Source organism: Rhodoferax sp. P1_F3, from assembly GCF_056405715.1.
On record NZ_JBFUBO010000004.1, the window covers coordinates 323,027 to 349,279 of the forward strand.

The window sequence follows — 26,253 nt, forward strand, 5'->3', positions numbered from 1 at the left end:
GGCTCCCTTGTTCAATTGCCGATTTGTGCCCAGGCCTTGTCCAGCCGCTTCACGCTCACGGGCTGCGGCGTGCGCAGCTCTTGGGCAAAGAAGCTCACGCGCAGCTCTTCTAGCAGCCAGCGAAATTCGGCCATGCGCTCATCCACCGCGCCCTTGCGCTCCGCCACCAGGCGCCAGTAGCGCTGCTCCTGTGGGCGCAGCTCGGTCAAGCGGGCGGTGTCACGCGCGGGGTCGGCGCGGTATTTATCCAAGCGAAGCGTGATGGCCTTCAGGTAGCGCGCCAGGTGCTGCAACCGGTCCCAGGGCGTAGCCTGCAAAAACTTTTTGGGGATCAGGCGGTTGAGCTGCTGCTGGGCATCAGCCGTGGCATCGGGCGCATTTTTGGTGTCTTTGATCTTGCGCGCTGCAGCCGCGTACTCCAGCAGGATGACGCTGGCCATGCGCGCCACCTCATTGGCGATCAAGGTCAGGCGCCCGCGCCCTTCTTCAATGCGGCGCTTGAAGGCAAACTCGTCGGTGGGCAGTGGGTCCAGCAGAAAGGCGCGGTCCAGCGCCACGGCGATGATCTGTTCGCGCAGCTCTTCCACCGTACCCCCACCACTGCCGTTGTCGGCCTTGCCCACGTTCATGTAGCTCACCGCCATTTTCTGCAGGTCAGGAATGTTCTTTTCCAGGTACTTGAGCGCGTCCTTGATCTGGATGGCAAACAGGCGGCGCAGGCCGGCGCGGTGTTTGGCGGCTGCTACTTCGGGTTCGTCAAACACCTCCACTGTCACGGCATCACCCGCGTCGATCAGCGCCGGAAAGCCAATCAGCGTCTGCCCGCCCTTGCGGATCTCCAGCAGCTCGGGCAGCTCGCCAAAGGTCCAGGCGGTAAAGCGGCCGTCGAGGATGCTTGGGCCGGAAGGTGCTACATTTTTTGTAGCTGGTAGCGCAGTGTTGGCGGGGGCTGGGCGCTGAAACCGCTGAGCGTTTTGCTCCGTGTCCCCCGCCCGCTTTGCGGGCTCCTCCTTGACCTGCGCAAAGCGCTCAGCGGCCCCAGCGCCCCGAGGGCTTGTGTTCTCCTGGTTCGCTGTCTGGTTCTGCGCCAGCTTCATGGACGCCAGCGCCTGAAAGGCCCCACGCGCCTGGCTGCCCAACTCGGCCTTCAGCGCACCCAGATTGCGCCCCTGCCCCATCTGGCGACCATGCTCGTCCACGACGCGGAAGTTCATGAAGAAGTGCGGGCTGAGCATGTCGACCTTGATGTCGGCCTTGACGATGTCCAAGCTGGTCGCGTCGCGCACGAGCTTCAACACCGCCTCTACCAGCCCGCCGGTGCCAAACTTCTCGGGCGCATTCAGCGCCTCGGCAAACTTGGTGGCCGTGTCCGGCAGCGGCACCAAGCGGCTGCGCGGGCGCTGGTGCAGTGTCTTGATCAAGGCCTGTACCTTGTCTTTCAGCATGCCGGGCACCAGCCATTCACAGCGCTCGTCGTTGACCTGGTTCAACACAAACAGCGGCACGGTCACGGTCAGGCCATCGCGCGCGTCGCCGGGTTCGTGCAGGTAGGTTGCGGCACAGTCCACGCCGCCCAAGCGGATGGTTTTCGGGAAGGACGCGGTGGTGATACCCGCCGCCTCGTGGCGCATCAACTCTTCGCGGGTCAGTTTCAGCAAGTCGGGCTGCTTCTTCACCTCCTCGCGGTACCAGCGCTCAAAGCTGTAGCCGCTGCACACGTCCGACGGCAACTGCTGGTCGTAAAACGCGTAAATCAGCTCGTCGTCCACCAACACGTCTTGCCGGCGCGCCTTGTGTTCCAGGTCTTCCACCTGTTTGATGAGCTTTTGGTTGGCGGCCAGAAATGGCAAGGTGGTCTCCCACTCCTTGCCGACCAGCGCTTCACGAATAAAAATTTCCCGCGCGCCGTGCAGGTCCACGCGACCATAGTTCACCTTGCGCCCGCTGTAGACCACGATGCCATACAGCGTGGCCCGCTCCAGCGCCACCACCTCGGCGGCCTTCTTTTCCCAATGCGGGTCCAGGAGCTGCTTCTTGAGCAAATGCCCGCCCACGTTTTCCAGCCACTGCGGTTCGATATGGGCAATGCCGCGCCCAAACAGCCGCGTGGTTTCTACCAGCTCGGACGCCACGATCCACTTGCCCGGCTTTTTGGTCAGGTGGGCGCCGGGGTGGGCGAAGAACTTGATGCTGCGCGCGCCCAGGTATTCGCCGTTTTGGCCCTCCTCCAGCTTGCAGCCAATATTGCCCAACAGGCCGGACAGCATGGACAGGTGCAACTGCTCGTAGCTGGCGGGTTTGGTGTTCAAGCGCCATTTGTGCTCGGCCACTACGGTGTGGAGCTGCGAATGGATGTCCTTCCATTCCCGCACACGGCGCATATTGACGAAGTTCTGGCGCATGAGCTGCTCATACTGGCGATTGGTCAGCTTGTGCTGGCCCGTGGTGCCCGTAGTGGCAGTCACAGACTTTTCGCCCCGCGCATCGTGAATCCACTTCCACAGCTTCAGATAGCCCGTGAACTCGCTCTTCTCGTCATCAAACTTCTGGTGCGCCGCATCCGCCTGCTGCTGCGCTTCCATGGGCCGGTCGCGCACGTCCTGCACGCTCAGTGCCGAAGCGATCACCAGTGCCTCGTCCAACGCCTCACGCGATCGCGCTTCGAGCAACATACGCCCCACCCGCGGGTCCAGTGGCAGGCGTGACAGCTCAGTACCCAGCGGTGTCAGCTCGTTGGCATCGTCCACGGCACCCAGCTCATTGAGCAACTGGTAGCCATCGGCGATCGCCCGGCCACTGGGGCGCTCCAGGAATGGGAAATCTTCGACGATGCCCAGGTGCAGCGACTTCATCCGCAGGATCACGCCGGCCAGTGAAGACCGCAAGATTTCCGGGTCGGTAAAGCGCGGCCTGCCGTCAAAATCCTTCTGATCATACAGGCGAATGCAGATGCCGTTGGCCACGCGGCCGCAACGTCCGGCGCGCTGGTTGGCCGAGCTTTGGCTGATGGGCTCCACCAGCAACTGCTCCACTTTGCTACGAAAACTGTAGCGTTTGATGCGCGCCGTACCTGCATCAATGACGTATCTGGTGCCTGGAACAGTGAGCGATGTTTCTGCCACGTTGGTCGCCAGCACAATGCGCCGGCCGGAGTGTCCGTCAAAAATGCGGTCCTGCTCGGCGGGGCTCAGGCGCGCAAACAGCGGCAATACCTCCGCGTTGCGCATCACCGGGCTGTGGCTCAGATGCTTGCGCAGGTGGTCCGCCGCTTCTCGAATCTCGCGCTCGCCGGGCAGGAAGACCAAAATATCACCCTGGTTGTGCGGATCACGCCACAGCTCATCCACGCCATCGGCAATCGCGTTGTTCAGGTCGTATTCGCGGCTCTCTTCAAACGGCCGGTAGCGCTGCTCCACAGGAAACATGCGCCCGGACACCATGATCACTGGCGCAGGCCCCTTGCTGGACTTGAAATGGTCCGCAAAACGCTGCGCGTCGATCGTGGCCGAAGTGACGATGATCTTCAGGTCCGGGCGGCGCGGCAGGATTTGGCGCAGGTAGCCCAGCAAAAAGTCGATGTTCAACGAGCGCTCATGCGCCTCGTCAATGATGATGGTGTCGTAGGCGTTCAGCAACGGGTCTGTCTGTGTCTCGGCCAGCAAGATGCCGTCGGTCATTAACTTCACCGATGCATCCCGAGAGAGCCGGTCCTGAAACCGCACCTTGAAGCCCACCACATCGCCCAGCGGCGTCTTCAGCTCTTCGGCAATGCGCTTGGCCACGCTGGAGGCGGCAATACGGCGTGGCTGGGTATGCCCAATCAGCTTGCCGCGCTCCCCTTCCGGGTAGTTGAGCTTGCCTCGGCCCATGGCCAGCGCGATTTTGGGCAGCTGCGTGGTCTTGCCCGAACCGGTTTCCCCACAGACGATGACCACCTGGTGCGCCGCAATGGCATCCATGATTTCGTCGCGTTTGCCCGACACCGGGAGCGACTCTGGGAATTCGATTTTTAACGTACTGGCTGTCAAAGGATGGTCTTCGTAGAGAATCGCAGATTATCCCCGCCCTGATACCCCCTTACCCGACCGCCACACGCCGCAATGACCTCTGTCTTCAACTTCACCTTTGTCCCTTGGTTCCGGTCGGTCGCGCCCTACATCCACAAGTTCCGCAACCAGACCTTTGTGGTGGGCATTGCGGGGGAAGCCATCGCGGCCGGCAAGCTGCCACACTTGGCACAAGACTTGGCGATGATCCAGAGCATGGGCGTCAAAATCGTGCTGGTGCACGGCTTTCGCCCACAGGTGAACGAGCAGCTCAAGGCCAAGGGCCACACGCCCAAGTACAGCCACGGCATCCGCATCACCGATGAAGTGGCGCTGGACTGTGCGCAGGAGGCCGCAGGCCAACTGCGCTATGAGATTGAGGCCGCTTTCAGCCAGGGCCTGCCCAACACGCCCATGGCGGACTCCACGGTGCGCGTCATTTCCGGCAACTTCATCACCGCGCGCCCTGTGGGCATTGTGGATGGCGTGGATTTTCAGCACAGCGGCCTGGTGCGCAAGGTGGACATTGCTGGCATCACCAAGACGCTGGACATGGGCGCCATGGTGCTGCTATCCCCGTTTGGCTTTTCGCCCACCGGTGAGGCGTTTAATCTGGCCATGGAAGAGGTAGCCACCAGCGTGGCCACCGCGCTGCAGGCCGACAAGCTGATATTTTTGACAGAGATACCGGGTATCCGCATGGACCCGACACAGCCCGCCAGCGATGACAACCCCATCGACACCGAGCTGCCGCTGGCCGCCGCCGAAAAATTGCTCAAAGCCCTGCCCGCAGCCAACCACCAGCCCACCGATACGGCCTTTTACCTGCAGCACTGCGTGAAGGCCTGCAAGGGCGGCGTGGAGCGCAGCCACATCATTCCCTTCTCGGTGGATGGCGCCATCCTGCTGGAGGTGTATGTGCATGACGGCATAGGCACCATGGTGGTGGACGAGAAGCTCGAAGAGCTGCGCGAAGCCACCGAGGAAGACGTGGGCGGCATCCTGCAGCTGATCGAGCCGTTCGAGAAAGATGGCACGCTGGTGAAGCGCAGTCGCACCGAGATCGAACGCGACGCGGGCAACTACACCATCATCGAGCACGACGGCGTGATCTTCGCCTGCGCGGCGCTCTACCCCTACCCCGAAGCCAAGACGGCGGAGATGGCGGCGCTGACCGTATCGCCCGATGTGCAGGGCCAAGGTGACGGCGAGCGCGTCTTGAAGCGTGTGGAGCAGCGCGCCAAGGCCGCCGGGCTGGACAGCATCTTTGTGCTGACCACCCGCACCATGCACTGGTTCATCAAGCGCGGCTTTGTGCAGGTAGACCCCGAGTGGTTGCCCGAAGCGCGCAAGCGCAAGTACAACTGGGACCGCAAGAGCCAAGTGCTCGTGAAAAAGCTTTGAAAGTATAGGGGCCGCAGAACCCCGTATACTGGTAATAACAACAGTATTTCAGATACGGGAGCTTTCCATGCTTGACGAGACCACGGCGCCAGCGGGCCTTTTTGCCGACGACAGCCAGACTTTGCGCTGCGTGTGGTGCCGCGCCACCCCCCACTATCAGCACTACCACGACCACGAATGGGGCCTGCCCGCCAGTGACGACATCCGCCTGTTCGAGAAGATTTGCCTGGAAGGTTTTCAGGCGGGCCTGAGCTGGCTCACCATCCTGAACAAGCGCGAGGCTTTTCGCCAGGCGTTTGCAGGCTTTGACATGGACAAGGTGGCTGCGTTTGACGAGTCCGATGTGAAGCGCCTGGTGCTGGACGCCGGCATCGTGCGCCACCGCGGCAAGATTGCCTCCACCATCAACAACGCCCAGCGCGCCCAGGAACTGCGAAAGGAGTTTGGTTCGCTGGCCGCCTACTTTTGGCAGTTTGAACCCGAATCCGCCAGCCGCCCCGGCACCATCACGCAGCAGACGCTGAGCGGCGTGACCACCTCGCCCGAATCGATTGCCTTGTCCAAAGACCTGCGCAAACGCGGCTGGAGCTTCGTGGGGCCCACCACCATGTACGCCCTGATGCAGGCCATGGGCCTGATGAATGACCACTTGGAAGGCTGCGGCGCACGCGACCGCGCATTGGCCGCGCGGGCCATGTTCAAGCCACCCATCAAACCCTGAGCCTGACCGCATCAGTGCGGGTGCAGATGCCGGTGGTGGATATCCGGGTAGTGCGGGTGCTCGTGCGTAAGCGGCGCATGTGCATGGGGATGGGCGTGCGGTTTCGCCATGTCCCAGGGAAATGCATGCGCGTGCTGGTGGTGTTCGTCGTGGCGGTGCCGGTGGTTGTGCGCCAGCGGCTCATGCGCGTGCAGGTGCGCATGCCGCTCACGCACATGCAGCCAGATGCCCAGTGCCATCAAGGCGGCCGCACACCAGAACAGCGCACCGGGCAACGCGGGCCACAACAGCAGAGAAATAGCCACCCCAAACAATGGGGCCACCGAAAAATAAGCCCCTGTGCGCGCGGTGCCCAAGGTGCGCAGGGCCACCACAAACAGCGTCAGGCTCAGTCCATACCCAAAGAAACCCACCACCAGACTGGCCCCCACGGTGTCCACCGACGGAAGCACCGCGCCGCCGACCAGCGCCAGTGCCATGTTGCTGATGCCCGCCAGCAAGCCCTTGAGTCCTGCCACCAGCATCGCATCATGCGTAGACACCTTGCGGGTTAGGTTGTTGTCCACTGCCCAGCACAAGCAAGCGCCAACGATCAGCAGAGCTCCGGAAGAGAACGTGGCGCCTGCAGGCTGCCAAGACAGCAGCAAGCAACCGACCACAATGACCACCATGCCCAGAACCAACTGGCGGTCCGCGTTTTCCTTGAACACCAGCCAGGCGATCAACGCCGTCAGCACACCTTCCACGTTGAGCAACAAGGACGCAGTGGCGGCGTCGGTTTGCGTCAGCCCCCACATCAACAAGGCGGGCCCCAGGACGCCACCGAACAAGATCGCACCCAGCAGCCACGGCAACTCAGTACGAGGAATTTCCAAACCCTCAAAGACTTGGTCTCGGACGCGCTGCCGGACATACCGCACAAGCAATAGCAGGCACAAACCCAACCCGCTGCCCAGGTAGAGCAGTCCCGCCAGCAGCAAGGGCGGAACGTCGCCCACCAACAACTTGGCAAATGGCGTACTGGCGCCAAACAGCAGGGCCGCGGCCAGCGCGGGTGAGGCGGAACGAATGGACATGGCGAAAGTAAAACACAGCCGCATACCGATATGCAAAAACAAATCCAAACAAGTTCAAAAATGTATTGTGTCAATCATCACAATATGAGATATTTGCTACATGAACACATGGCTATTGCTCACCGCCACCCTGCCCACCCACCCCAGCGCCCTGCGCGTGCGGGTGTGGCGAGCACTCAAGGCCACAGGGGCCGGCACCTTGCGCGAAGGGGTGTACTTGTTGCCCACTACCGCCCCCACAGCTCAGGCGCTGTGGGACATTGAAAGACTTATCCACGACAGTGAGGCAGATGCACACATGCTGGAAGTAAGCCCGCGAGACGCTGCGCAGGAATCGGCCTTCCAGGCACTGTTTGACCGCAGCGAGCTGTATGCCGAGCTGCTGCAGTCCATCAAAGAGGCCCGCAAGCAGATCAAGACCGCCACCGAGGGCGAGCTGCACAAAACCCTGCGCGGGCTGGAGCAGCAACTCCACGCCATTCAGGCCAGTGACTTCTTCCCTGGCAAAGCCGGTGAAAAAACCGGTGCAGCCTTGCTTACCCTGCGCCAGGAAGTCGCACAAAAGCTGTCCCCCGGTGAGCCCAATGCCCGCACTGAGACCATCCCACACCTGGCCTTGGCGGACTTTCAGGGAAAAGCCTGGGCCACGCGCAAGCGCCCCTGGGTGGACCGCATTGCCACCGCTTGGCTCATCACCCGCTTTGTCGACAAAGCGCCCCGTTTCGTGTGGCTAGACGATCCCAAAAAATGCCCCAAAACTGCGCTGGGCTTTGACTTCGACGGTGCCCGCTTTACCCACGTGGGCGCGCTGGTGACGTTTGAAGTAGTGGCACGCAGCTTTGGGCTGGATGCTGACCCCGCTCTGCAGCGCGTGGGCCAGTTGGTGCACTACATCGATGTGGGCGGCATTCCAGTGGACGAAGCCGCGGGCATCGAGACCCTGGTGCGCGGCCTGCAAACCCAACACCCCAAGGACGACGCCCTGCTGACCGCCGCCCTGCCTCTTTTTGACGCCTTGTACGCCGCCGCCCTGGCGGCCCGACCATGACTGCACCCACCACCGCAACACCGCCAGCCCGCCTGAGCTTTGGCGAGGCCTTTGTCTACTGGCTCAAACTCGGTTTCATTAGCTTTGGCGGCCCTGCAGGACAAATTGCCATCATGCATGAGGACCTAGTAGAGCGGCGCCGCTGGATCTCGGAAAACCGCTTTCTGCATGCGCTGAACTACTGCATGCTGCTGCCCGGCCCCGAGGCGCAGCAGTTGGCCATCTACATCGGCTGGCTGCTGCACCGCACCTGGGGCGGTATCGTGGCTGGCGTGCTGTTTGTGCTGCCCTCGCTGTTCATCCTGGTGGGCCTGTCGTGGGTCTATATGGCGTACGGCCATGTGCCAGCCATTGCGGGCGTGTTCTACGGCATCAAGCCCGCGGTGACCGCGCTGGTGGTGCATGCGGCCTACCGCGTGGGTTCACGGTCCTTGAAGAACGCCTGGCTCTGGGGCATTGCCGTTGCGGCATTTGTGTCCATCTTTGCCTTGCAACTGCCTTTCCCCCTCATCGTGCTGGCCGCGGGCGCCATTGGCTACCTGGGTGGGCGCTTGGCACCTGCCAAGTTCAAGGTGAGCGGTGGCCACGGCTCTAAAGCAAAGTCTTTGGGCCCAGCCTTGATCGACGATGACACGCCTACCCCACCCCACGCCCTGTTCACCTGGGCGCGCTTTGCCCGCGTGCTGATAGTGAGCCTGGCCATCTGGCTGGTCGGTATGGGGCTGCTGGTAGCCGCCTACGGCTGGGACTCGGTGTTGGTGCAAATGGGCTGGTTCTTCACCAAGGCCGCGCTGATGACGTTTGGCGGCGCCTATGCCGTGCTGCCCTATGTGTTCCAGGGCGCGGTGGAGCACTTCCAGTGGCTTACCGCGCCGCAAATGATTGACGGCCTGGCATTGGGCGAAACCACGCCGGGCCCGCTCATCATGGTGGTGTCGTTCGTGGGCTTTGTGGGTGGCTGGACCAAGGCGATTTTTGGCGCTGACTCGCTGCTGCTCTCGGGTGCCATCGCCGCCAGCGTGGTCACCTTCTTCACCTTTTTGCCGTCGTTCATGCTCATCCTGCTGGGCGCGCCCTTCATCGAGTCCACCCATGGCAACTTGAAGTTCACTGCACCGCTGAGCGGCATCACCGCCGCAGTGGTGGGAGTCATCGTCAACCTGGCCGTGTTCTTTGCGTACCACGTGCTCTGGCCCCAAGGGCCGGGCGGGCACTTTGAATGGGCGTCGCTACTCATTGGCGCTGCCGCGGCGCTCGCCCTGTTCCGCTTCAAAGTTGGCGTGATTCCCGTGGTCCTGGCATCCGGCTTGGCCGGGCTGGCACTGACCTTTCTGCAACCCCTCTCCGTCTAAGGCTCCCCATGCAAACTCCCACCACCATGACACCGGCCATGGAGCTGGCACTCGCCAGCAACTTCGGCAGCAAAGAGGCCTGGCTGGCCGCGTTTCTGTCCACCGCAGCAGCGACCACCCCAAAAGGATCGGCGTTGCTGGTGTTTCAGCCGCTGACGGGGGCGCTGGTACACCAGTGGTCCCCCACCGCCAGCCCAGCTGGGGACGATGAGGTCGTTTTGCTGGCACTGGGCCAAGAGGCGCTCTCCGCTGCAGCCATTGGCGACGCAGACGATTTCATGTGCAGCCTTCCATGGGGCCAAGTCTATGAACGCTATCAGACCGCCGTGCATGACGCCACTGAATCCCTGGGCGCCGGGCACGCCGATATCGCAGGCGCTGTGGTGTTGGACGTACGCCGCGCTGGCGTGTTTGAGAAAGCGCCCACCAAACTGGCCGGCTCGCAGTGGAACGATCCCGCAACCGTGGGCAATTGGGCGCGGGATTTACCCACTGGTAAAGAGATCGTTGTCTATTGCGTCTATGGCCACGAGGTGGGCCGGGTCACCGCCCTGCGCCTGCACGCCGCGGGCCTGAAGGCGCGCTACCTGACAGGTGGCATTGACGCCTGGCAAGCCGCTGGGCTGACCGTCGAGCCCAAACCCTTAGCAGTTTAGGCCTGTGTCAGGACGCGGACATGGCCAGCACGGGCTGGCTCCATTGGTCAAACAGTGCCTCAATTTCAGCAGGCTTGTGGGGGCGGTTACTGCCCAGCCACCAGGCCAATAGTTCAAACAGCGCCCCGCCCAGGTAGTGCGCCTGGGCAGCGGCCTGCCAACCGCGTGCCTTACCCGGCGTGCCGGCCACCACCAGCTCAATCAACAGCTCCCGGAATCTGTCTTGCACGTAGTGGCCAGAGCGGCGCCCGAGTAGGGCACGGAACACATCCTGTGCCTCGTGCACATGGGCAATCAAGCCCGACACAAAAGCCAGTTGCCCTGGCTGCGCAGGGCCTGCAAGCGCCTGCGCCAACAAGGCGTCGCGCAGCCCGGCAAAGTTGGCCTTGAGCAGCTCCTCCTTGTTGGGATAGTGCTGGTAGAAGGTCGAGCGGCCAATATTGGCGCGGTCACACAACGTCAGCACGTCGATAGCGTCCCAGCCGCACTCCACCATCAGCTGCATCAATGCCTCACGCAGCGCGTCCCGGGTGCGCTGGATGCGGCGGTCCACTACCTCTGCAGGTGCAGGTAAACGGGTTTTCATAGAGGTCTCCTGAACACGAGATCGCGTTGTGTCTGGTAGTGGCCGGAGGGCTGCGCAAGGTGCTTGGAGGCATTTGCCAGTGCCCGGAAGATAGCGGCCACGAAGCCCTTTATTGGACACAGTGTCCGCTATCTTCGCAAGGAATTGTATGCACCCTTCTCCCTCCGCGGCCTCGCCGGACCCGGCACTCACCCCAACGCATGGCGCCATGGGCACCTTGGTCTCCACCCTTTTCTACCCCCTGCTGCTGGGCAGCACGCTGGCGCTGTACTTCGGCGCATCGGCCCACGGCTGGAATCTGGCCACCGTGTTTGCCTGGATGGGCGGTGCGCGCATGGCATTGATGCTGGCAGTGGAGTTTGCCTATCCGGCCAGGTCTGAATGGAAGATGACCTGGGCCAGCTTCAGGCGTGACCTGAAGTACATGGCCGTCAACGGTGGCCTCATGGGGCTGCTGAAATTCGGCCTGGGCTGGCTGGCGCTGGACATGAGCCGCCTCAACACGGGCATCGTCGCCAACACCTCGGTCCTGGTGGAGTTTCTGGCACTGCTGTTGGCATTCGAGTTTTTCCAGTACTGGTACCACCGCCTGAGCCATGTCGGCACGGGCCGCTGGGGTGCCTGGCTGTGGAAGGCCCACGTGGCCCACCATCTGCCAGACAAGGTGTATTTGCTGATGCACCCGGTCGGCCATCCGTTGAACCTGCTGATCTCGCTGGCGCTGGTGCAGTGGCCGCTGGTGGCGCTGGGCGCGCGTCCCGAGTCCATCTTTTTGTTCAATGCCCTGATGGGATTGCAGGGGCTGGTGTCCCACTTCAATGTGGACATCAAGGCCGGGCCCCTGAACTACCTGCTGGTGGGGGCCGAGTTGCATCGTTTTCACCACAGCGCAGACATGGCAGAGGCCAAGAACTTCGGCGTGCTCACGCCGTTCTGGGATTTGGTGTTTGGCACCTTTGTTTATGCCCCCAAGCGCCTGCCCGCCGCGCTAGGAGTGCAAACACCCAACCAATACCCCGCTAGCAGCGAACTGGGCAAGGTTTTGGCATTGCCCTTCAGGTCCGAGGGTTAAGCCCGGCGCAGGCTGCGCCAGGTCTGCAAAGAGCCCACCAGCGCCAAACCACAGAAGCACAGGAACGACCAGTTGGCGATGGTGGCGCCCAAAAAGGTCCAATCCACCTTGCTGCAGTCGCCGCCGCCACGAAAGATCATGGGCAGCGCGCGCTTCAAGGGGAAGGTTTCGATCATGCCGTACAGGTCGCGCCCGCAGGACACCACCTCGGGCGGGTACCACTGCAGCCAGCTCTGGCGAGCAGCCACATAGGCGCCCAGCACGGACAGGATCACCAGCAGCACACCACCGACAATATGCAAGCCTTTTCGGCCGCTAGCCCCCGTCAACGCTGCGCAGACTGCTACCAAAACAAGAGCGTACCGCTGCACGATGCACATCGGGCAAGGCTCTAGCCCCACCACGTGCTGCAAATACAGGCCAAACGCCAACAGCCCCACACAGGCCAGCGCCACCACGCCATACACACGCCGCGGCGTGTGGTCCATCCAGTCCAGTACCAGTTTCAACATCAATGTTCCAGGGTTGATTGCAGCGTATTGGTGCCGCAGCGGTGTCCGAAGTTCCCTGCGAACAGCAGGACACTCCAAACCCCATAAAATTCAGCCTTCTGATTTTCACACCATCCAAAGGCATCTCCATGGCACGCACCGTTCAATGTATCAAGCTAGGCAAAGAAGCCGAAGGCCTGGATTTCCCTCCCTACCCCGGCGAGCTGGGCAAGCGCATCTGGGAAGGCGTGAGCAAAGAGGCCTGGGCCGCCTGGCTCAAGCACCAGACCATGCTGGTGAATGAAAACCGCCTGAACCTGGCCGACGCCCGCGCCCGCCAGTACCTAGCTCGCCAGATGGAAAACCATTTCTTTGGCGACGGCGCCGACGCCGCACAGGGCTACGTTCCCCCTTCGGCTTGACCCTGAGCCCCCTCACGCCCAGCCACCTGCCCGGTGCCTGGGCAGGCCAAGCCGCCTGGACCGTGCTGGACACGCACTTTGCGGCAGGCACGGCCTTCTTCGATTGCTGGCTGGCTTGGCGCACCGACCCGCAGCGCCCACGCGTCCTGCATTACGTGGGCATCCTGAGCCTGGCACAGCTGCAGGCTCTGAGCGATACCCCTGACACATCCCCCTCCCACGCAGACCTGGCACTGACCCTTGGCCACCAGAGCAAAGGCCTGGACACCGGCTTTCACCGCCTGCTGCTGGACGGTGGCCTGGTCTCACTCACGCTGTGCGTGGGCGACGCCAAACCGGTGCTGGCCGAGCTGGCCTTCAAAGCCAACACCGTGTGGGTGCAGCCCGATGCGACTTGGGACAAATGGGCCACCAAAGGCCTGGCACGCTGCTGCCAACGCGGTGCTCGCCTACAGTGGCACGCAGCTCCCGGGTCGGCCCCTGCCTGGCTGGCGGAAGCTGGCTTTGTAGACGTGCAAGGCAGCACGGACCTGAGTGCCGAATTCAACCCAGGTTGGTCCCTGGGCCCGCGCGATGCCGAGCCTGCCAACCGCACACCAGCCCATTGCGCCGTCATCGGTGCGGGCCTGTCCGGGGCCAGCGTGGCACAGGCCCTGGCCCTGCGTGGTTGGAAGGTCACCGTGCTGGACCAGCACCCGGCGCCCGCCGGTGGTGCCTCCGGTCTGCCCGCCGGCCTGGTCGTGCCACATGTGTCGGCCGACGACAGCCCGCGCTCCCGCATGTCACGCGTGGGCGTGCGCCTGATGCTGCACCATGCCCGCACGCTGCTTGCCGAAGGCCACGACTGGCAACTGACCGGCGTGCAGGAGCAACAGCTTGATATTGGAGGCAGCCTGTGGCACGCCCAGGCCGCGTGGATCCAACCTGCCCAACTGATCTTGCGTTGGTTGGACCACCCAAACATCCGCTACCAAGGCTCCTCCCATGTGGCTGCACTGCATTGGGATGGCACCACCTGGCGGTTGCAGGATGCATCGGCCACCACGCTGGCACAGGCCGATGTAGTGGTATGCGCCAATGCCACAGGCAGCGTGCCCCTGCTGCTCCACGAAGACACGGCACCCTTGCTCAGCACCGGCCTGCTGCAGCGACTTGCCAGCCTGCAGGCCGTGCACGGCACTATCAGCCAGGGCCCTACGCCGCTCCCCCTGCCTGCTGACTGGCCAGCCCACCCGGTCAATGGCCATGGCAGTTTTATTCCTGATGTGCCGCTGGACACGGGCCGCAGCTGGCTTGCCGGTGCCACGTTTGAACCTGAAGCCATTCCCGAACGCGCAGGCCCAGCCATCGCGCCGCTGGCCCACCAACACCAAGCGAATGCGAAAAAACTAAGTGAACTATTGCCCGCAGTGGGCACGCAGCTAGCGCCTGAGTTTGAGAACGAGCGTGTCACCCACTGGTCTGGCACCCGTTGTGTGACGCACGACCGGCTGCCGCTGGTGGGGCCACTTACCGAAGGCGCACAGCCCTCTCTGTGGATGCAAGTGGGCATGGGTGCCCGGGGCTTGAGTTTTTCGGCCTTGGGAGCCCAGTTGCTGGCCGCCCGCCTGTGTGGCGAGCCCTGGCCGCTGGAGGCCAGCCTGGCACGCAGTCTGGACGTGGCCCGCACCGGACGCCGCCGCGGAGCGACCCGCAAGCCAGTGTCGGACGACTAAACGCGCTGCAGCAGGCTGAACACCTGCTGGGGGTTGAACGGCATTTCCATCACACCGATACAGCCCATGCGCTCGGCCAGGTTGACGGTCTTCCAGTTCGGTTGCTGCGCCACCGCGATCACGGTGCGCTGGGGCGATGGCAAATCCTGCAAGTGCTTGACCATGGCCCAGGCATCCAGTTGCTCGGCATCCACATGCACCAGCACCACGTCAAACGAACGCTCTTTGAGTTTCGCGTCCAGTTGCTTCAGGGTGTCTACCTCTTCCAGCGCCGTGATGCCGGCCAGCGCCAGCCGCGCCCGCAGGTACAGGCGCGCCTCGGCAGGCAGCGCCGCCAGCAAGGCGACACGGATACCGGGCGGCAGGGCCGGCGCAGCGGGCTCGTCCAAAGAGATGTCGATGTCCACATCGGGCGAAGCCACGAACAACTCGTCCAGCATGTGCACCATGGCGGTCCAGTCCACCGGACGCTGTACGGTGCGCCATGCCAGCGTAGGCGCCTTGGCACCCACGCAAATCATCTTCAGATGGGGGTTGAATCCGGGCGAGACCAGCTCCAGACCGGCCTCGTAGCTATCAACATCGATCAGGGCCACCTGGGCCGATGCCGGAGACTCGGGCGACCACAGCGAATACTGCAGACCGTCGCGTACCGACAAACGAAATAGCGTGTTGAGCGAATGCCGCTCAACATCACTGAACCCTACAACTTTGACCCAAACGGTAGATGCCATACACCCGAGAGTCTATCGCTCCTTGGTGTACGGTTTGCCCAGGGCCTGGGGCGCCACGGCTTTGCCGATGAAGCCTGCGAGCAGTACCACGGTCAGCAAATACGGCAGTGCCTGAATCAGCTGCACTGGCACCTCACCCATGCCAGGAACGTGCACGCCCTGCAGGCGAATGGCCGCGGCATCCAAGAAGCCAAACAGCAGACAAGCCCAAAACGCGTTCACCGGATGCCAACGACCAAAGATCAGCGCCGCAAGGGCCATAAAGCCCCGCCCCGCCGTCATATTGGCCGAGAAATTGGCGCTCTGCGCCAGCACCAGGTAGCCCCCAGCCAGACCACACAACACGCCATTGAGCGTGAGCGCGGTGTACCGCAAGCGGCTGACCGAGACCCCCGCGGCATCCACCATTTGGGGGTTCTCACCCACCGCACGCAAGCGCAAGCCAAAGCGGGTGCGGAACAGCAACCACCAGGTGGCCGGCACCAATGCAAACGCCAGGTACACCAGTGCGTTGTAGCTCAGCAAGCCCTGGCCCAGCAAATTCCCCACCACCGGAATACTCTGGGCTGCCTCTTGCAGCGCCGGGAATAGCGGCTGGATACGAACAGCTGCGCTCACGGGCGGCGTCTGGCCGCCCTGCTCAAACCAGGCGATGCCCAGCACCACCGTCATGCCAGCGGCAATGATGTTGATGGCCACGCCCGACACCACCTGGTCGCCCTTGTGGCTCACGCAAGCCAGGCCATGCATCCACGACAAGGCGGTGGCCACCAGCACCCCCACCAGCAGCGCCAGCAGGGTGGATTCGTAGGTGGCGCCCATGGCTCCCGCTGCAAACGCGGCGGCCAGCATCTTGCCCTCCAGGCCAATGTCCACCACACCCGATCGCTCGGACAGCAAGCCGGCCAACGCGCACAAGATCAGCGGCGTCGACACGCGCAGCGTAGATGCCAGCATGGCAACAAACAACGTGTCATCCATGGCGCACCCCCACTTTGAAAACCTTGGCCACTTTCACCAACACCCAGCCCAGCATGGGCGCAATCACGTATGTCATGGCACCGGAGAACAGCACGATAAAACCTTGCAGCATTACCACCATGTCGCGGCTGAAGCCGGTTACTTCAAAGGCCACTTCGGCCCCACCCTGGAACAAGGCACCAAACAACACGCTGGCAAAAATGATTCCCACCGGGTGGTTGCGCCCCATCAGCGCTACTGCAATGCCAGTGAACCCGGCGCCGCTGACAAACTCCAGCAGCAGGCGTCCGTTCACGCCAGCAATTTCGTTCATGCCCACCAGCCCTGCCAACCCACCCGAGATGGACATGGCAATGACGATCTGGTGACGCGAGCGGATGCCCGCGTACTCTGCTGCGCTGGGGCTGGAACCCACAGCACGCAGGTGGTAGCCGGCCCGCGTGCGCCACAAAAACAGGTACACGCCCAGCGCGGCAGCCAGGGCCAGCAGCAGGCTCAGGTTCAAGGGCGAATCGGCCCACTCCAGACCCAACCAGCCCAGCGCCACATGCATGGCAGGCAGCTTGGCCGAATCGGCAAACGCTGCACTCTCCACCGACATGGAGCCAGCGGGACGCAAGTGGTTCACCAGCAGGTAGACCAGCAAGCTACTGGCAATGAAGTTGAACATGATGGTGGTGATCACCACATGGCTGCCACGGTAGGCCTGCAGGTAGGCTGGCACGGCCGCCCAGGCGGCACCAAACAAGGCCCCCGACAACACCATCAGCGGCAACATGATCCAGGCGGGCAATGCGTGGGATAGCCACAGCGCTACCAAGCCCACGCCCAACCCACCCAAAATAGCCTGGCCTTCCCCACCAATATTGAACAAGCCGCCGTGGAAAGCCACCGCAACGGCCAGGCCGGTGAAGATAAAGGTGGTCGCGTAGTACAGCGTGTAGCTGATGCCGCGCTGAGTACCAAAGGCACCGTGGATCAGCACCGAGATCACTTCCACCGGGTCCTGCCCCACCAGGGCCACCACGCCAGCAGCAGCCAGCAAGGCCACCAACAGGCACACGGCTGGCAGTAGAACAAGATCCGCCCATCGGGGCAAGGGATAGGTGCCGCTCATTGCCCACCTCCGGTCATCAGCAGGCCAATGCCGGCCTCGGTGCAATCCTGTATGGCCAGCTCTCCGGTGACCCGCCCTTGGTTCATCACAATCACCCTGTCTGACAACGCCAAAATTTCATCCAGTTCGCTGGATACCACCAGCACCGCACAGCCCGCGTCGCGCATGGCGCGCAGCTGCGAATAAATAAACTCAATCGCCCCAATGTCCACGCCACGTGTGGGCTGGCCCACCAGCAACACTTTGGGCGACTGCCCCAGCTCGCGCGCCAGCACCAGTTTTTGCTGATTGCCACCGGAGAACTTGCTGCTACCCAGCTCTGGGTCGCGCGGGCGCACGTCAAAGCGCTCCATCATGCGGGCCGTGGCCTGGCGCATGCGGCCATGGGCCATCCAGCCGCGCGTGGCGTATTCGGTCAGCCCGTCGTAACCCAGCACGGCCGATTCCCATGCCACAAAGTCCATCACCATCGCGCGTGCATGGCGGTCTTCGGGCACATGGGCCAGGCCCAGTGCGCGTGCGCTTTGCGGGTCCAGCCAGCGTTGCGGCGCGAACTGTTGGCCGCCCAGCTGCAGGCTGCCTTCTTGTGGGGCCAACAAGCCGGACAACACATCCAGCAACTCGCTCTGGCCGTTGCCGGACACGCCGGCCACGCCAACGATTTCTCCAGCGCGCAACTGCAAGTTCAGTCCCTGCAAGCGCACCACCTGCATGGCGTCGCGCACCAGCACATCGCGCAGGTCCAACAGCACATCGCCCACCGGGCGGGTGTCCTGATCCACACGGCCCATTTGGACCTTGCGGCCCACCATGGCCTCAGCCAGTCTTTCGATGGAAGCCTCGGCAATCGGCAGTTCCTGCACCACGCGGCCACCGCGCATCACCGTCACGCGGTCGCACAGGCCCATAACTTCCTTGAGTTTGTGGGTGATCAACAAAATGGTGGTGCCCTGCTCGCGCAGCACGCGCAGCACCTTGAACAGGTGCTCGGTTTCCTGCGGCGTCAGCACCGCAGTGGGCTCATCCAATATGAGCACCTTGGCGCCGCGGTACAGCGCCTTCAAAATTTCCAGTCGCTGACGGTCGCCCACAGGCAGATCGGTCACCAGCGCATCCAGCTTGACCTGCAGGCCTGTGGCCTGCATCAGGCTCTCCAGCTTGCTGCGCACCAGGGCATCGGCCTGGTTCAGCAGCCAATGGGGCTCGGCGCCCAGCATCACGTTTTCCAGCGCGGTCAGCGTGTCCACAAGCATGAAGTGCTGGTGGACCATGCCAATGCCCTGGGCAATCGCATCGTCCGCATGGCGAATGGTGACTGGCTTGCCCAGCACCGCGATAGAACCGCTATCCGCTTGGTAGAAGCCATACAAGATGGACATGAGCGTGCTTTTGCCCGCTCCGTTTTCGCCCACGATGCCGTGTACGGTGCCGCTGTGTACCCGCAGCTCCACATCCGCGTTGGCGACCACGGCGCCAAACCGCTTGTTGATGCCGCTCATGTGCACTGCCAGCGGGGCAGCCATGGCTGGCGATGCGCTCTCTGAACTCAAATCTCGCTCCTCACAGGGGCACTCCCACTGATGTGAAAAGCCCACGGCACCGAAGGCGCCGCGGGCTTGTCTTTCCGTGCAGCGGGCTCGGACCTGCGTCCTGCGCCCACCTTGTCAGCTTGTTAGAACTTGCAGGCGTTGTCCGCCATGAAGTCAGCCACTTTGATCTTGCCGCTGATGATGTCGGCCTTGGCAGCGTCCACCTTCTTCTTCATGTCGGCCGTCACCAGCTTGGCGTTGTTGGCGTCCACAGCGTAGTCCACGCCGCCTTCTTTCAGGCCCAACACAGAAATGCCTGGCTTGTGGCCCTTGGCCACGTTGTACACGGCCACGTCCACGCGCTTCAGCATAGAAGTCAGCATGGTGCCGGGTTGCAGGTGGTTCTGGTTGCTATCCACACCAATGGCCAGCTTGCCGCTGTCCTTGGCGGCTTGGTACACACCGATACCGGTGCCACCAGCAGCAGCAAACACCACGTCCACGCCTTGCGAGAACTGGGCCTTGGCCAACTCACCACCGCGTGCGGGGTCGTTCCATGCAGCGCCAGTGGTGCCGGTCATGTTGCCAATCATTTCAGCCTTGGGGTTAGCGTACATGGCGCCTTGCTTGTAGCCGCACTCAAATTTGCGGATCAGGGGGATGTCCATGCCGCCCACAAAACCGACCTTACCGGTCTTGCTGGCCATGGCAGCCATAGCGCCCACCAAGAAGCTACCTTCTTGTTCCTTGAACACCACGGACTGCACGTTAGGCAGGTCCACCACCATGTCGATGATGGCGAATTGCAGCTTGGGAAATTCCTTGGCTACTTTTTCAATGCTGGAAGCTTGGCCAAAACCAATGCCAATGATGGGGCTGGCACCGCGCTCAGCCATACGGCGGATCGCTTGCTCGCGCTGGGATTCGTTGGTGATTTCAAACTGGAGGTATTTCTTGCCAGTTTCTTTTTTCCACTTTTCGATGCCGGTGTAAGCGGCTTCGTTGAAGGACTTGTCGAACTTGCCACCCATATCGAACACGATAGCGGGATCGGCAGCCATTGCCTGGAAGCTGGCAGCCAATGTGGCGGCCAACAGGCTCATGTGCACAGTAGTTTTGATGTTCATAACGTCTCGCAATTCCCTATGAGGTTTAAAAAAACGGCTTTTCAATGTAAGCCAAGAATACCTTCGCGCTGTAGTGTCACCATCAGTGCTTATCCGTATATAAGTTAATCGTTATAACCTGTTTATCGTTACAAGCATCCGACTTTAGTCACTCAGGCGCGCCCGCCCATCCCGGCCAATTCAATGCCCACCGCCGCTGCCAGCCTTGCATTGTTCAGCACCAGCTGGATGTTGGCAGCAAGGCTGTCGCCACCGGTGATGTCACACACGCGGGCCAGCAGAAACGGCGTGGACTCTTTGCCACCAATGTTCTGGGCCTGTGCCTCAGCCAGTGCCTGCTCGATGGCCGCATCAATCGCGGCCCGTGGCATGGCATAGGCCTCGGGGATGGGATTAGCAATGACCATGCCACCCTTGAGGGACATCGCCCACTTGACGTGTAAAGCACGCGCAATCTCTTGCGGGGTGTTCAGACGGTAGTCCACCGAGAAGGCGCTGTCGCGTGTAAAGAAGGCAGGCAGCGCATTGGTCTGGTAGCCCACCACGGGCACGCCATGGGTTTCCAGATACTCCAGCGTCAGGCGCAAATCTAGGATCGATTTGGCGCCGGCACACACCACAGCCACCGGCGTTTGCGCCAGCTCCTGCAGGTCGGCAGAGACGTCAAAGCTTTGCTGCGCACCACGGTGCACGCCGCCAATGCCACCCGTGGCAAACAGGCGAATGCCGGCCATGGCCGCAATGATCATGGTGGACGCCACCGTGGTGGCACCCGTGGCGCCCGCGGCCACGATGAAAGGCACATCACGGCGACTCACCTTCACCACATCACGGCCGGACTTGCCCAGCGCCTCAATCTTTGCTGACGACAAGCCAGCCTTCAGGCGGCCGTTGACGATGGCAATGGTGGCGGGCACGGCGCCATGGTTGCGCACTTCCTGCTCCACCTGCAGAGCCGTGGCCACGTTTTGCGGGTAGGGCATGCCGTGGGAAATGATGGTGGATTCGAGCGCCACAACGGGCTGGCCCGCATCCAGTGCCTGCTGCACTTCAGGGGCGATATCAAGATAAGCGTTCAGTGTCATAAAAGTCCAAAAATAGTTAGCTCAGGCCGCCACAGCGGCCAATCGGCTTTGCACCGCAGCGTGCGACAAATCCGGGGCGTTGGCGAATGTACTGGAAAGGGTGATCTCGGCGCAGGCCATGGCGTATTCCACACTGCGCGACAGGGACAGACCCTGCGCATAGGCATGCACCAACCCGGCCAGCAAGGCATCCCCTGCCCCAGTGGTGTTGACTACGGGCACCGCTGATGCAGAGCGCACCCCAGTGCTGCCATCGGCATCGCACCACGCCACGCCCAAGGCGCCCAGGCTCAGCACCACACGCTGCACACCTAGGTCATGCAGGGTCAGCGCTGCACGCTGGGCATCCGCCATCGTATCGACCACCGTGCCACACAGGGCCTGGGCCTCAATGCGGTTGACCTTGAGGGTATGCACCCGGCCCAGCACGGGCACAAGGCGCTGGCATTTGGCCACCGACACGGCGTCCACAAACACGGGCTGCGTGGCCTGCTCCAGCAACCAGGCCAGCGTAGGCGCACTCAGGTTGCAGTCCAGCACCAGCACATCGGTATGCGCGGGCATGGCCTCTTCAGCTTTCAGCAGCTCGGGCGTCAGGCTTTCCAAAATCGCCATGTCGTTCACCGCCAAAGCCATGTCCCCATCGGGGCCGTGCATGGACAGGTAGGTGGCGGTGCGTTGCCCTGCCAGGGCTTTGACGCCCGACACATCCACCCCCACGCTGCCCGTGTGGGCCAGAATGTCATGCCCAAAGGCATCGTCCCCCACCACGGAGACCAGGGCCACGGCACTGCCCAAGCGGGCCAGGTTTTCCGCAATGTTGCGGCCCACACCACCAGGCGCGTAGTGGATATGGCCGGGCGTGGAATCGCCCGGGAGCAAGGGGGTTTGGGTCTGGGCGCCCACGTCCATATTGGCACCGCCCACCACGGTGATGCGGGCGGCGGCAGGGCTGGTCATTTGCAGGGGCATTGGGGTCTATACGCCGAGGCTTATCGGTGGGCGGGAAATTCGGCGTCAAAATAGACGCTCTTTGTGTACAGAAAGTGCGACCGATGATACTTGTGGCTGGCTCTGCGAATCTGGACTTTGTGGTCCGCGCCCATCACATCCCCAGCCCGGGAGAAACGGTGCTGGGCCGCGATTTCAAAACCTTCCCCGGTGGCAAGGGTGCCAACCAGGCTGTGGCAAGTGCCCGCGCCGGTGCGGCCCCCACACACATGCTGGTGGGCCTGGGCGATGATGCATTTGCCGTGCCGCTAGAAGCCTCGCTCAAAGGCGCCGATGTGCAGTTGCACACCATCCGCACACCCGACCATCCCACTGGCACTGCTTTTATCTGCGTGTCTGATGACGCCGAAAACGCCATCACCGTCGCCCCCGGCGCCAACGCCCAGCTGCGCCCCGAACACCTGCCCAGCCTGCAAGGTTTCACCCACCTCCTCCTGCAACTGGAAACGCCTCTGGAAACGGTAACCGCCTATGCCAAGGCCGCCCGCGCCCAGGGCGTGACCGTGGTGCTGAACGCCGCCCCCGCCCAAAGCCTGCCCGCAGAGTTGCTGGCACATACCGATGTGCTGGTGGTGAACGAAGGCGAGCTGGCCACCGTGTCCGGCCACACCGGCAGCATTGCCGAATGCCTAGCGCGCATCAACGTTCCCACCGTGGTCGTCACACTGGGGCACCACGGCAGCTGCGCGCGCCAGCACGGTGCATTCACGCTGCAAGGCGCCTATCCCATCACGCCGGTAGACACCACGGGCGCAGGTGACACCTTTTGCGGCAGCTTGGTGGCGGCCCTGAGCCAGGGTAAAGCACTGCCAGAAGCGTTGCAATTTGCCAGCGCGGCCAGCGCCATTGCCTGTACCCGCTGGGGCGCCCAGTCCAGCATTCCCGAGGCGGCAGAGGTCACGGCCTTCATCGCCCAGCACCCCAAGACATCCCCAGAAGCCGAGCAGGCGCTGCGTGCCTTCTGCGGCTTGAGCTAATTTTTTAAACCCATTTTTAACCGAGACGTTTGTATGAGCAACACCACCGCACGCAAAGTAATTTATGACACCGATCCTGGTGTGGACGACGCCATGGCGCTGTACTACGCGCTGGCCCATCCCGGCATTGACGTGGTGGGCATCACCACCACCTTTGGCAACGTGACGGTGGAGCAAGCGGCCATCAACGGTCTGTACCTGACCGAAATCGCCGGCAAGAAAATTCCCGTGACCCAAGGTGTGAAGACCCCATGGCTCAAAGCCCCCGGCACCCCGCCGGATTTCATCCACGGTGGCGACGGCCTGGGCAACCTGCCCAGCCGCATACCCACCAAGAGTGTGCTGGACCCACGCCCTTCCGCCCAGTTCATCGTGGACATGGCACGCGCCCATCCCGGCGAAATTACGCTGGTGGCCGTTGGTCCGCTGGGCAATCTGGCAACCGCGCTGAAGCTGGAACCCAAGCTGCCCCAGCTGCTGCAAGAAGTCATCATCATGGGTGGCACGGTGACCGAACCCGGTAACGTGTCCCCCGTGGCCGAAGCCAATATCTGGAACGACCCGCACTCGGCTGACTTTGTGTTCACTGCCGGCTGGAAGCTCACCATGGTGGGCCTGGACGTAACGCACCAGCTCATCGTGCCGCTGGCCCTGTTCAAACGCGTGGCCGACCACCACAAGCATGTGGCCACCGACGTGCTGCACCACGCTGTGAGCTTCTATTCCGATTTCTACAGCGGCCTGTACCCCCATGTGGCCAAGATCCACGGTTGCTTTGGGCATGACGTGCTGGCCTTTGTGGCGCTGACCAACCCCGAATTCTTCGAGATCCAGACCGGCCGCGTGCGTGTGACACTGGACGGCCCCGGCAACGGCCAAACCATGATGCGCCGCAAGGACATCTTCTACCCCCAACCCGGCTGGGGCGACGATGTGCCCGACACCCACGCCTGCATGAACCTCAAGGTGGATGCAGCGCGCGACCTGATCGAATCGACCCTGATGTCGAACTGGCTGTAATTTTTTAACGCACAACAGACACGCCTGCGAGGACCGCCATGCATTTACCCGTTGTTGACTTCACCAGCCCTACCGCTCCACAAGAGTTTTGCAAAAGCCTGCATGAAACAGGCTTTGGCGTGCTGAAGAACCACCCGCTGAACCAAGACCTGGTGGAAAGCATTTACGCCGAATGGCTGGGCTTCTTCAAAACCGAGGCCAAGCACCAGTACGCCCACGACCCGGTCAAGCATGACGGTTACTTCTCGCCCAGCGTGTCCGAGACGGCCAAGAACAATACCAAAAAAGACCTCAAAGAGTTCTTCCACATCTACCCCTGGGGCCGTTACCCGGCCGAGGTGAGTGACAACGCCCAGCGCTACTACGCGCAGGGTGCGGCGCTGGCCGCCACGCTGCTGGGCTGGGTGGAAGACAATTCCCCGGCCGAAGTCAAGGCGCGTTACTCCATGCCGCTGCCAAAGATGATTGAAGGCAGCGACCACACCCTGTTGCGCGTGCTGCACTACCCACCTCTGCAGGGCGATGAAGACCCCGATGCCGTGCGCGCTGCGGCGCATGAAGACATTAACCTGTTGACCATCTTGCCCGCAGCGACCGAGCCCGGCCTGCAGGTCAAAGGCAAAGACAACGCCTGGCACGACGTGCCCTGCGACTTTGGCTACCTGATCGTCAATATTGGCGACATGCTGCAAGAGGCCTCTGGCCACTACTACCCCAGCACCTCGCACCGCGTGCTCAACCCCAAGGGCGAAGGCGCCAAGAAGTCACGCATCTCGCTGCCGCTGTTTTTGCACCCGCGCCGCGAGGTGGTGCTGTCCGAGCGCTACACGGTGGAAACGTACTTCAACGAGCGCATGGAAGAGCTGCGCGGCAAGAAGTACTGAACTGAGCGCTAGCGGGGAAATACCCGCCTTTTCCCCGCCATATCGGGCGTCTTGCCCGGGCGGGTTCCGGTACCTTCGTGCGCACGCGCCATCTGCGCACAGGGGACCACCGTGGATATCAGCCAAATACTCAAGTCCAGCACTGCTGGCGTCAATACCAGCACCAACACCAGCACCCAAACCGCGGAGCAAAAGGCGGCCCAGGCCGCAGCCAAACTGAGCCCGGCATCCCAAGCCGCCACCAAGGCGGGCAGCCGCATCCAGTCGCAGCTGGACACCACCACCACACAGCTCTCGGCCTACGGCAAACTCATCTCCGCCGTGTCAGACGCGCAACTGGCCGCCAAAAGTTTGCGCGGCCTCACCGCAGCGTCCCCAGCGGCCGATATCAAAGCCGCGGTGAACAAGCTGGTCAGCACTTTCAACACCGCCATCACCACCGGCAAGACCACGTCAGGCATTGCTGAATCCGGCAACGCCAAGCGCGTGAGCAACGACCTGGGCCGGGCCGTCACCTCCAACCCCGCGGTGCTGGACGCATTGAAGAAGATTGGTTTCAAGCAGCAGACCGATGGCACGCTCACCCTGGACGCCACCAAGTTCGACGCGGCCCAAAAAGCAAACCCCACCGCCGTGGAAGCCACGCTGGAGAAACTGAGCAGCTTGGTCGACAAGGTGGCCACCAAAGAACTGGCCGCCGGCAGCGCCGTAGCTGGCTCCATCGACGCGCTGAACCAGCGAGCCTCCCTGCTCAAAACCCAGAAGAATGCCATGGCCACGCTGATGCAACAGCTGGCAACGCAGTCCAGCAACAGCAGCTCGGGATTTGGGGGGTATGGGGTGTCGGCGTATCAGTCGAATACCTAGTTGGCGAGCGCAGCTTTAGACAAAATTGGCTTCTAGCCCCCAAGGAATATGCGCGAATAGCTTCTATTTTGATAGCAAATCGAGCGGAGAAGCATTCAAAACACACGTCTTGAGTGGAGCTATGGGCCAGCAACGGTCGAAGCCGAACTTTGCTTCCGGTGTAGCTCTTGTAGACTGCAATGCGGCGGAAGCCGACATCCAAGAAATGACCCGAACGGGGGATATTCAGAGTCCAACTGAGTGGTCAAAATCGAGAGTGAAGACTGCGGTGTTTGTCGCTATTTTTATGAGAGCAGCTCACGCAGACTGGATATGAAAAAATGCCATTTTTT

Annotated in this window: 23 protein-coding genes; 12 read left to right on the plus strand and 11 right to left on the minus strand. The window is 62.2% G+C overall.

The annotated features are described in order from the left end of the window. Positions 1–11: 11 nt before the first annotated feature. Complete coding sequence (gene hrpA, locus AC1DZ5_RS09230; protein ID WP_477888349.1) at positions 12–3,959, minus strand: ATP-dependent RNA helicase HrpA; 3,948 nt, start codon at positions 3,957–3,959, stop codon at positions 12–14. Between the two features lie 141 nt (positions 3,960–4,100). Here hrpA and argA point away from each other — a divergent pair, with 141 nt between their 5' ends. After that, a complete protein-coding gene (argA, locus tag AC1DZ5_RS09235) occupies positions 4,101–5,450 on the plus strand; it encodes an amino-acid N-acetyltransferase (protein WP_310339022.1) in 1,350 nt (449 codons plus the stop codon). Between the two features lie 67 nt (positions 5,451–5,517). Beyond that, on the plus strand, positions 5,518–6,171 hold the full coding sequence (locus AC1DZ5_RS09240; protein WP_477888294.1) for a DNA-3-methyladenine glycosylase I: 654 nt from the start codon (positions 5,518–5,520) through the stop codon (positions 6,169–6,171). 11 nt (positions 6,172–6,182) lie between these two features. On the opposite strand, the gene AC1DZ5_RS09245 is transcribed toward AC1DZ5_RS09240, so the two are convergent. After that, positions 6,183–7,247, minus strand: coding sequence for a DMT family transporter (locus tag AC1DZ5_RS09245; RefSeq protein ID WP_477888296.1), 1,065 nt, complete (start codon positions 7,245–7,247; stop codon positions 6,183–6,185). Positions 7,248–7,347: 100 nt separating this feature from the next. Here AC1DZ5_RS09245 and AC1DZ5_RS09250 point away from each other — a divergent pair, with 100 nt between their 5' ends. The 3 genes from AC1DZ5_RS09250 to AC1DZ5_RS09260 are packed head-to-tail and all read left to right on the plus strand — an operon-like array spanning position 7,348 to position 10,303. Further along, complete coding sequence (locus AC1DZ5_RS09250) at positions 7,348–8,295, plus strand: chromate resistance protein ChrB domain-containing protein (protein ID WP_477888298.1); 948 nt, start codon at positions 7,348–7,350, stop codon at positions 8,293–8,295. Further along, positions 8,292–9,647, plus strand: coding sequence for a chromate efflux transporter (gene chrA, locus AC1DZ5_RS09255; RefSeq protein ID WP_477888300.1), 1,356 nt, complete (start codon positions 8,292–8,294; stop codon positions 9,645–9,647). Before AC1DZ5_RS09250 ends, chrA begins: the two co-directional genes overlap by 4 nt. A gap of 8 nt (positions 9,648–9,655) precedes the next feature. After that, positions 9,656–10,303, plus strand: coding sequence for a rhodanese-like domain-containing protein (locus tag AC1DZ5_RS09260; RefSeq protein WP_477888302.1), 648 nt, complete (start codon positions 9,656–9,658; stop codon positions 10,301–10,303). A gap of 7 nt (positions 10,304–10,310) precedes the next feature. On the opposite strand, the gene AC1DZ5_RS09265 is transcribed toward AC1DZ5_RS09260, so the two are convergent. Further along, on the minus strand, positions 10,311–10,889 hold the full coding sequence (locus AC1DZ5_RS09265; RefSeq protein ID WP_477888304.1) for a TetR/AcrR family transcriptional regulator: 579 nt from the start codon (positions 10,887–10,889) through the stop codon (positions 10,311–10,313). 148 nt (positions 10,890–11,037) lie between these two features. On the opposite strand from AC1DZ5_RS09265, the gene AC1DZ5_RS09270 reads away from it, so the two are divergent. Then, entirely contained in the window at positions 11,038–11,961 is a 924-nt protein-coding gene (locus AC1DZ5_RS09270) for a sterol desaturase family protein (RefSeq protein WP_477888306.1), read from the plus strand. Here AC1DZ5_RS09270 and AC1DZ5_RS09275 read toward each other — a convergent pair. Then, the gene (locus AC1DZ5_RS09275; RefSeq protein ID WP_477888308.1) at positions 11,958–12,473 is read right to left on the minus strand and encodes a disulfide bond formation protein B; all 516 of its coding nucleotides are present in this window, start codon (positions 12,471–12,473) and stop codon (positions 11,958–11,960) included. The genes AC1DZ5_RS09270 and AC1DZ5_RS09275 overlap by 4 nt on opposite strands. 128 nt (positions 12,474–12,601) lie before the next feature. Between AC1DZ5_RS09275 and AC1DZ5_RS09280 the strand changes: the two genes are divergently transcribed. Together AC1DZ5_RS09280 and AC1DZ5_RS09285 are read left to right on the plus strand one after the other, a co-directional pair. Continuing rightward, positions 12,602–12,874 (plus strand): oxidative damage protection protein, encoded by a 273-nt coding sequence (locus tag AC1DZ5_RS09280; RefSeq protein WP_029709568.1) that lies wholly within the window; start codon positions 12,602–12,604, stop codon positions 12,872–12,874. Further along, on the plus strand, positions 12,871–14,589 hold the full coding sequence (locus tag AC1DZ5_RS09285) for an FAD-dependent oxidoreductase (RefSeq protein WP_477888311.1): 1,719 nt from the start codon (positions 12,871–12,873) through the stop codon (positions 14,587–14,589). Before AC1DZ5_RS09280 ends, AC1DZ5_RS09285 begins: the two co-directional genes overlap by 4 nt. On the opposite strand, the gene AC1DZ5_RS09290 is transcribed toward AC1DZ5_RS09285, so the two are convergent. The 7 genes from AC1DZ5_RS09290 to AC1DZ5_RS09320 form a co-directional block, all read right to left on the minus strand. Next, positions 14,586–15,323: a hypothetical protein gene (locus AC1DZ5_RS09290; protein WP_477888313.1), complete on the minus strand. Its 738-nt coding sequence runs from the start codon at positions 15,321–15,323 to the stop codon at positions 14,586–14,588. The genes AC1DZ5_RS09285 and AC1DZ5_RS09290 overlap by 4 nt on opposite strands. A 12-nt stretch (positions 15,324–15,335) precedes the next feature. Next, positions 15,336–16,304, minus strand: coding sequence for an ABC transporter permease (locus AC1DZ5_RS09295; RefSeq protein ID WP_477888315.1), 969 nt, complete (start codon positions 16,302–16,304; stop codon positions 15,336–15,338). Then, on the minus strand, positions 16,297–17,421 hold the full coding sequence (locus AC1DZ5_RS09300) for an ABC transporter permease (protein WP_477888317.1): 1,125 nt from the start codon (positions 17,419–17,421) through the stop codon (positions 16,297–16,299). Before AC1DZ5_RS09300 ends, AC1DZ5_RS09295 begins: the two co-directional genes overlap by 8 nt. Then, the gene (locus tag AC1DZ5_RS09305; RefSeq protein ID WP_477888319.1) at positions 17,418–18,971 is read right to left on the minus strand and encodes an ABC transporter ATP-binding protein; all 1,554 of its coding nucleotides are present in this window, start codon (positions 18,969–18,971) and stop codon (positions 17,418–17,420) included. The genes AC1DZ5_RS09300 and AC1DZ5_RS09305 overlap by 4 nt, the downstream gene beginning before the upstream one ends. Positions 18,972–19,093: 122 nt before the next feature. After that, positions 19,094–20,077, minus strand: coding sequence for a BMP family lipoprotein (locus AC1DZ5_RS09310; protein ID WP_477888322.1), 984 nt, complete (start codon positions 20,075–20,077; stop codon positions 19,094–19,096). A gap of 152 nt (positions 20,078–20,229) precedes the next feature. Beyond that, entirely contained in the window at positions 20,230–21,162 is a 933-nt protein-coding gene (locus AC1DZ5_RS09315) for a pseudouridine-5'-phosphate glycosidase (RefSeq protein ID WP_477888324.1), read from the minus strand. Between the two features lie 21 nt (positions 21,163–21,183). Further along, the gene (locus AC1DZ5_RS09320) at positions 21,184–22,122 is read right to left on the minus strand and encodes a PfkB family carbohydrate kinase (protein WP_477888326.1); all 939 of its coding nucleotides are present in this window, start codon (positions 22,120–22,122) and stop codon (positions 21,184–21,186) included. A gap of 95 nt (positions 22,123–22,217) precedes the next feature. On the opposite strand from AC1DZ5_RS09320, the gene AC1DZ5_RS09325 reads away from it, so the two are divergent. From AC1DZ5_RS09325 to AC1DZ5_RS09340, 4 genes are all read left to right on the plus strand, one after another. Then, positions 22,218–23,150, plus strand: a complete 933-nt coding sequence (locus tag AC1DZ5_RS09325; RefSeq protein WP_477888328.1) for a ribokinase — start codon at positions 22,218–22,220, stop codon at positions 23,148–23,150. A 33-nt stretch (positions 23,151–23,183) separates the two neighbouring features. After that, complete coding sequence (locus AC1DZ5_RS09330; RefSeq protein ID WP_477888330.1) at positions 23,184–24,170, plus strand: nucleoside hydrolase; 987 nt, start codon at positions 23,184–23,186, stop codon at positions 24,168–24,170. 38 nt (positions 24,171–24,208) lie between these two features. After that, a complete protein-coding gene (locus AC1DZ5_RS09335) occupies positions 24,209–25,054 on the plus strand; it encodes a 2OG-Fe(II) oxygenase family protein (protein ID WP_477888332.1) in 846 nt (281 codons plus the stop codon). Between the two features lie 111 nt (positions 25,055–25,165). Further along, on the plus strand, positions 25,166–25,921 hold the full coding sequence (locus AC1DZ5_RS09340) for a hypothetical protein (protein WP_477888334.1): 756 nt from the start codon (positions 25,166–25,168) through the stop codon (positions 25,919–25,921). The last annotated feature ends 332 nt before the right edge of the window (positions 25,922–26,253 follow it).

Coding starts and splice junctions, on each gene's coding strand:
- hrpA (WP_477888349.1), bottom strand. CDS start 3,959: ATGGATGCCATTGCGGCGCACCAGGTGGTCATCGTCTGTGGGGAAACC.
- argA (WP_310339022.1), top strand. CDS start 4,101: ATGACCTCTGTCTTCAACTTCACCTTTGTCCCTTGGTTCCGGTCGGTC.
- AC1DZ5_RS09240 (WP_477888294.1), top strand. CDS start 5,518: ATGCTTGACGAGACCACGGCGCCAGCGGGCCTTTTTGCCGACGACAGC.
- AC1DZ5_RS09245 (WP_477888296.1), bottom strand. CDS start 7,247: ATGTCCATTCGTTCCGCCTCACCCGCGCTGGCCGCGGCCCTGCTGTTT.
- AC1DZ5_RS09250 (WP_477888298.1), top strand. CDS start 7,348: ATGAACACATGGCTATTGCTCACCGCCACCCTGCCCACCCACCCCAGC.
- chrA (WP_477888300.1), top strand. CDS start 8,292: ATGACTGCACCCACCACCGCAACACCGCCAGCCCGCCTGAGCTTTGGC.
- AC1DZ5_RS09260 (WP_477888302.1), top strand. CDS start 9,656: ATGCAAACTCCCACCACCATGACACCGGCCATGGAGCTGGCACTCGCC.
- AC1DZ5_RS09265 (WP_477888304.1), bottom strand. CDS start 10,889: ATGAAAACCCGTTTACCTGCACCTGCAGAGGTAGTGGACCGCCGCATC.
- AC1DZ5_RS09270 (WP_477888306.1), top strand. CDS start 11,038: ATGCACCCTTCTCCCTCCGCGGCCTCGCCGGACCCGGCACTCACCCCA.
- AC1DZ5_RS09275 (WP_477888308.1), bottom strand. CDS start 12,473: ATGTTGAAACTGGTACTGGACTGGATGGACCACACGCCGCGGCGTGTG.
- AC1DZ5_RS09280 (WP_029709568.1), top strand. CDS start 12,602: ATGGCACGCACCGTTCAATGTATCAAGCTAGGCAAAGAAGCCGAAGGC.
- AC1DZ5_RS09290 (WP_477888313.1), bottom strand. CDS start 15,323: ATGGCATCTACCGTTTGGGTCAAAGTTGTAGGGTTCAGTGATGTTGAG.
- AC1DZ5_RS09295 (WP_477888315.1), bottom strand. CDS start 16,304: ATGGATGACACGTTGTTTGTTGCCATGCTGGCATCTACGCTGCGCGTG.
- AC1DZ5_RS09300 (WP_477888317.1), bottom strand. CDS start 17,421: ATGAGCGGCACCTATCCCTTGCCCCGATGGGCGGATCTTGTTCTACTG.
- AC1DZ5_RS09310 (WP_477888322.1), bottom strand. CDS start 20,077: ATGAACATCAAAACTACTGTGCACATGAGCCTGTTGGCCGCCACATTG.
- AC1DZ5_RS09315 (WP_477888324.1), bottom strand. CDS start 21,162: ATGACACTGAACGCTTATCTTGATATCGCCCCTGAAGTGCAGCAGGCA.
- AC1DZ5_RS09320 (WP_477888326.1), bottom strand. CDS start 22,122: ATGACCAGCCCTGCCGCCGCCCGCATCACCGTGGTGGGCGGTGCCAAT.
- AC1DZ5_RS09325 (WP_477888328.1), top strand. CDS start 22,218: ATGATACTTGTGGCTGGCTCTGCGAATCTGGACTTTGTGGTCCGCGCC.
- AC1DZ5_RS09330 (WP_477888330.1), top strand. CDS start 23,184: ATGAGCAACACCACCGCACGCAAAGTAATTTATGACACCGATCCTGGT.
- AC1DZ5_RS09335 (WP_477888332.1), top strand. CDS start 24,209: ATGCATTTACCCGTTGTTGACTTCACCAGCCCTACCGCTCCACAAGAG.